Genomic DNA, 5,539 nt, shown 5'->3' on the forward strand with positions numbered 1-5,539 from the left:
ATCTGGTCTTCTCCGACCGCACCGACGCGCCGGCACGCCGCAGTTACCCGGAAGGCGCCGCCGTCGAGCTCTCCACGCAGCTGCAGGCCTGGATGGTGCTGGAGGCGGCCGCCTCGATCGCGCAGGCGCCCGCCCGATAACCCGGCGACAATTACGTCATGCAATAGTATCGTAATTGATGTGATCCTCATCACTTAAACCAGCCTCAGGTTGGTCGCTTAGGTTTGGCTAACCTACAGTCTTTCTTAGTGAGCATGCCCTAACTTCCCCGCTCACGGGGGGCAGGGCACTACGACGACTTCCTTGTAGAAAGTAGCCCCATGAAGATCCGCACTAACGCGCTGGCGGGCATCGCCCTGGCCGCCACTGCCGCCCTGGGCCTGGCCGCCTGCGGCTCCGGTTCCTCCTCCACGGCCGGCAGCAGCGCTGCCGCCAACGGCTCCGCCGCCGGCGAGATCACGGTCTATAACGCCCAGCACGAATCCCTGACCAAAGAGTGGATCGACGCCTTCACCGCCGAGACCGGCATCAAGGTGACCGTGCGCCAGGGCGACGACACCGAGATGTCCAACCAGATCGTGCAGGAAGGCCAGGCCTCACCGGCGGACGTCTTCCTCACCGAGAACTCCCCCGCCATGGCCCAGGTGGAAAACGCCGGCCTCTTCGCGGATGTGGACAAGGCCACCGTGGACCAGGTCCCCGCCGAATTCCGCCCCTCCACCAACAAGTGGACCGGCATCGCGGCCCGCTCCACCGTGCTGGTCTACGACAAGAACAAGATCAGCGCCGACAAGCTGCCCAAGTCCATGCTGGACCTGGCCAACCCCGAGTGGAAGGGAAAGTGGGCTGCCTCGCCGTCGGGCGCCGACTTCCAGGCGATCGTCTCGGCCCTGCTGGAACTCAAGGGCGAAGCCGCCACTGAGGCCTGGCTCAAGGGCATGAAGGAAAACTCCAAGCCGTACAAGGGCAACAGCACGGCCATGAAGGCCGTCAACGCCGGTGAAGTCGACGCCGCCCTGATCTACCACTATTACTACTACGGCGACCAGGCCAAGACCGGCGAGAACTCCAACAACGTCACGCCGTTCTACTTCAAGAACCAGGACCCGGGCGCCTTCGTCTCCATCTCCGGCGGCGGCGTGCTGAAGTCTTCCAAGAACGCCGCGGCGGCCCAGTCCTTCCTGAAGTTCATCACCGGCAAGAAGGGCCAGGAAGTACTCCAGAAGGGCACCTCCTTCGAATACGCTGTCGGCTCGGACGTCCCGTCCAACGACAAGCTGGTTCCGCTCAAGGAGTTGCAGGCCCCCACCGTGGATCCCGCCAAACTCAATTCCGCCAAGGTCACCGAGCTGATGACCCAGGCAGGACTGCTGTAGCCGCAGTGACTAACAAGCTGGCGGTCCCCGGTCCCTCTGGGGATTTGACGACTGACACGACGACGGCGGGCAGGGGTAAACGCCCCCGCCCGCCTTTCGGCGTCTCTGTCGTGTCCATCATCGCGGTCCTCATCGCCCTGTTTTCCCTGGTGCCCCTGGCCTACGTGGTCTTCATGACAGCCTCCACCGGCTGGGACACCGCAATGGCCCTGATCTTCCGCCCGCGCGTGGGCGAACTCCTGCTCAACACGGTGCTGCTGACCGTGGTGACGGTGCCGCTGTGCCTCGTCCTGGGCGTCGGCGGCGCGTGGCTTGTCGAACGCACCAGCCTTGTGGGCCGCAAGTGGTGGGCCGTGCTGCTCGCCGCCCCGCTGGCCATCCCCGCCTTCGTCAACAGCTACGCGTGGGTTTCCGCGGTGCCGTCCCTTGGCGGGCTGTGGTCCGGGGTCCTGATCGCCACCCTGTCCTATTTCCCGCTCGTGTACATCCCGGCCGCCGCGACGCTCAGCCGCCTGGACCCGGCGGTCGAACAGTCCGCCGCCTCCCTCGGCCTCGGCGCCTGGCGCGCGTTCTTCCGTGTGGTGCTCCCGCAGCTGCGCATCGCCATGACCGGCGGCGGGCTGCTGGTCGCGCTGCACCTGCTGGCCGAATACGGGGCCTTCGCGATGATTCGCTTCGACACCTTCACCACCGCGATCATGGTCCAGTACCAGTCCACGTTCAACGGCACCGCCGGGAACATGCTGGCCAGCGTGCTGGTGTTCCTCTGCCTGATCCTGCTGCTCGTGGAGGTCCGCAGCCGCGGCAGCGCCCGGTACGCCAGGATCGGCTCCGGGGCCCAGGCACGCGCCTTGCGCCTGCCCCTGCACGCCTACCAGCTCCCCGCCCAGCTGTCCCTGATCGCACTCACCGGGCTGGCGTTCGGGCTGCCGCTGACGTTTGTGCTGCGCTGGATCGTCGCCGGCGGCCCGGAAATCTGGGCTGCCGAGGAATTCATGCCGGCCCTCCTGCAGACCTTGGCCTACGGCCTCGCGGCGGCCGTCGCCACCACCGTGGTCGCGTTCCCCATGGCTTACCTGGCCGTGCGGCGTCCCGGCTGGTTCAGCAAGTCCCTGGAGCTGTCCAACTACATCACCAGCTCCATGCCAGGGATTGTGGTGGGCCTGGCCTTCGTGACCGTGAGCATCCGGATGGTTCCCAGCATGTACCAGACCTCAGCGCTGCTCATCGCGGCCTACGTGCTGCTGTTCCTCCCGCGGGCCCTCGTGAACATCCGCTCGGGACTGTCCCAGGCACCGAAGGAACTCGACGAGGCCGCCCAGGTGCTCGGCAAGCCGCCGCTGCTGGCCTTCCTGCGCGTGACGCTGCGGCTCACGGCCCCCGCCGCGGCTGGCGGCGCCGCCCTGGTGTTCCTGGGGATTGTCAACGAGCTCACCGCCACCCTCCTGCTCTCGCCCAACGGGACCCGCACCCTCGCCACCGAGTTCTGGAGCAAGAGCAGCGAGATCGACTACGCTGGCGCCGCCCCCTATGCGCTGCTGATGATCCTGATCTCGGCGCCCATGACCTATCTCCTCTTCCAGCAGTCCAAGAAAGTAGCCGGACAGTGACCGATGTCTACCCGTCGCGTGAGGCCCCCTCGCGCCTCCCCGAGCCGCGGGTCGCGGCTTCCGTGGCCACCAGCACCAACAGCCACCTGGAAATCGACGCGGTCACCAAGAACTTTGGGCCCCAGGCCGTCCTCAAGGGCGTCAACCTCTCCGTCGCCAAGGGCGGAACGACGGCGATCGTGGGACCCTCCGGCTCCGGCAAGACCACGCTCCTTCGCCTGATCGCCGGCTTCGAGCACCCGGACACCGGCAGCATCTCGCTCAACGGGTCCAAGGTGGCCGGGGAGAACGCCTGGGTCCCCGCGCACAAGCGGCACGTCGGCTACGTCGCCCAGGACGGCGCCCTGTTCCCGCACCTGACGGTCGGGCAGAACATCTCCTTCGGCCTGGACGCCACCCAGCTTCCCGGCGGCCGCCGCGGCGTCAAGGCGCGGGTGGGCGAGCTGCTGGAAATGGTCTCACTGGACCCGGCCATGGCCAAGCGCCGCCCGCACCAGCTCTCCGGCGGGCAGCAGCAGCGGGTTGCCCTCGCCCGGGCGCTGGCCCGCAAGCCCGCGCTCATGCTGCTGGACGAGCCCTTCTCCGCCCTGGACGCCGGCCTGCGGGTGGCCACCCGCCGCGCCGTGGCCCAGGTGCTGAAGGACGCCGGCGTCACCACGATCCTCGTCACGCATGACCAGGCCGAGGCGCTGTCCTTCGCCGACCAGGTGGCCGTGATGCGCGGCGGCAAGCTGGCCCAGATCGGCAACCCGTTCGTCGTCTACACGCGTCCGGCTGATCGTGCCACCGCCGAGTTCCTGGGCGACGCCGTGATCCTGGATGCCTGGATGGAAGGCTCCCTGGCCACGTGTTCGCTCGGCGGGATCCCCGTGCGCCGCCCGCCGGCCCAGGGCCGGGTCCAGCTGATGCTGCGGCCCGAGCAGATCCGCATTTCCGAGGACGGCCCCATCCGCGGCACGGTGGTGGACACGGACTACTTCGGCCCCGAAACCACGGTGCGGCTCCAACTCCCCGTCCCGCCGGTCCTTGCCGCCGGCGCCATCCCGGACCACCGCTACCCCGGCGGCGGGGAGATCATCACCATCCGGCACTGGAACGCCTCGATCGCCCGCCCCGGCACGGAGCTGCGGCTTCGCGTGGTTGGCGAGGCGGTCGCCTTTCCGATGGATGAGCAGCCGTAACGTCGAGATTCGGCGTCCTGAAGCCTCTGTGCCCCGAAGGCTCCCCCGCGACGGGTGATTCCAGAGTTACTGGAGCGGCTGTCCGGACGATGGGTTGACCGGGGATGCCCCGCGCACGAGAATGCGAACCATGAGTGATCATCGCGGCCTTTCCGGTCCGGCTCCGTTCACCGCCGATGACTTCGCCGAACGGTTGCGGCGAACAGCCCACGCCGCCCAGGATGCCGGGCTCGACGGCATCCTGGTCACTCCCGGACCGGACCTGCTGTACCTCACCGGTTATGCACCCGTGGCCATCACTGAACGCATCACCATGCTCGTGATCCCCGTCGACGCGGATCCCGCCATGATCGTTCCGAGGCTCGAGAGGCCCGACGCGGAAGCGGCCGCCGGCGCCTCGAATCTGCGGATCACCGACTGGACCGACGGGAGCGACCCCTACACGGAATCTGCCACGCTGATGGCCGGCACCGGACGTTATGCCGTCTCTGACTCGGCCTGGGCCATGCACCTCCTCGGCCTGCAGGATCGACTGCCCAAGTCGTCCTACGTCTCGATGACGACCGCCCTGCCGATGCTTCGGGCGATCAAGGATGACGACGAGATCGAGCGGCTGGCGGCGGCCGGCGCGGCCGCAGACCAGGCGTATGAGGAGATCGTCACCGTGCGGTTCGCTGGGCGCAGCGAGACCGACGTCGGTTCTGATCTCGCCGACCTGCTTCGCCAGTTCGGTCATTCGCAGGTGGACTTCACCGTCGTCGGTTCGGGTCCGAATGGAGCCAACCCTCACCACGAGATCGGCCCGCGGATCATCGAGGACGGGGACATGGTGGTGCTCGACTTCGGCGGCCTCAAACACGGCTACGGATCAGACACGACGCGGACCGTGCACGTCGGCGAGCCCACCGCCGAGGAGCGCGAGGTTCACGACGTCGTCAGACTCGCGCAGCAGGCCGGGTTCGAGGCCGTGCGTCCAGGCGTCGAGTGCCAGGAGATCGATCGCGTGTCCCGGGCGGCGATCACTGAAGCCGGCTACGGCGACTACTTCATTCACCGCGTCGGGCACGGAATCGGGCTGACGACTCACGAGCCGCCGTACATGGTCGAGGGCGAAACCCAGATCCTCCACCCCGGCATGTGCTTCTCGATCGAACCCGGAATCTACCTGCCGGGCAGGTTCGGCGTACGGATCGAGGACATTGTGACGGTCGTTCCCGACGGCGGACGGCGACTCAATCAGACCTCGCACGAGATGAGAATCGTCCACTAGTTAGCCGACCTGGTCCACGATCTGGCGTGGCCCCGGAACGAGACCGCTTCTGAGAGTCCTCAGGAGCGATCTCGTATTGGCCAGGCTGAGCGCCAGTCAGAA

At 67.4% G+C, this 5,539-nt stretch carries 4 protein-coding genes and 1 pseudogene; all 5 read left to right on the forward strand.

What is annotated here, in order from left to right:
- Positions 1 to 140, forward strand: a pseudogene (locus tag LQV45_RS16595) (glycosyl hydrolase); the annotation flags it as partial.
- Between the two features lie 180 nt (positions 141 to 320).
- A complete protein-coding gene (locus tag LQV45_RS16600; RefSeq protein ID WP_230007976.1) occupies positions 321 to 1,376 on the forward strand; it encodes an iron ABC transporter substrate-binding protein in 1,056 nt (351 codons plus the stop codon).
- 110 nt (positions 1,377 to 1,486) lie between these two features.
- Positions 1,487 to 2,986 (forward strand): iron ABC transporter permease, encoded by a 1,500-nt coding sequence (locus LQV45_RS16605; protein WP_230007977.1) that lies wholly within the window; start codon positions 1,487 to 1,489, stop codon positions 2,984 to 2,986.
- Positions 2,983 to 4,167, forward strand: coding sequence for an ABC transporter ATP-binding protein (locus tag LQV45_RS16610; RefSeq protein ID WP_028278067.1), 1,185 nt, complete (start codon positions 2,983 to 2,985; stop codon positions 4,165 to 4,167). Before LQV45_RS16605 ends, LQV45_RS16610 begins: the two co-directional genes overlap by 4 nt.
- Positions 4,168 to 4,297: 130 nt before the next feature.
- Positions 4,298 to 5,437 carry an aminopeptidase P family protein gene (locus LQV45_RS16615; protein WP_230007978.1) on the forward strand — a complete coding sequence of 380 codons (1,140 nt, stop codon included), beginning with the start codon at positions 4,298 to 4,300 and terminating at the stop codon, positions 5,435 to 5,437.
- Positions 5,438 to 5,539: the final 102 nt, after the last annotated feature.

Source organism: Microbacterium sp. Bi128, from assembly GCF_918698205.1.